The sequence below is a fragment of the Paenibacillus sp. GbtcB18 genome (genome assembly GCF_019091125.1).
Lineage (GTDB): Bacteria > Bacillota > Bacilli > Paenibacillales > NBRC-103111 > Paenibacillus_F > Paenibacillus_F chitinolyticus.
In genome coordinates this window covers 1-262 of sequence record NZ_JAGXJX010000466.1, presented here as the reverse complement: position 1 = coordinate 262, position 262 = coordinate 1, and the positions used below count along the sequence as shown (strand labels likewise).

At 37.8% G+C, this 262-nt stretch carries 1 protein-coding gene; it reads right to left on the bottom strand.

The window, feature by feature from the left end:
• On the bottom strand, window positions 1-262 hold a 262-nt coding region (locus tag KVT34_RS30445; RefSeq protein WP_217563315.1), incomplete at both ends, for an ABC transporter permease subunit.

Sequence of the window (262 nt, the reverse complement as noted above, 5' to 3'; positions counted from 1 at the left end):
ATTTCTGAGCTGCCATCAAGTTCATTAACCCAACAGGTAACGTTTTATTCGGTCCCGGGATTAATGTTAAGGCAATAATATATTCGTTCCAAAAGGCAAGAAAATTAAATAAAATAACGGCAATAATACTTGGACGAGCTATCGGAATCATGACTGAAATCATTGTTTTGAAGTATCCTGCACCATCGACCAACGCCGCTTCCTCATACGTAGATGGTAGTGATTGAAAAAAACTAGACAGCAAGTAAAAGGTAAATGGTAG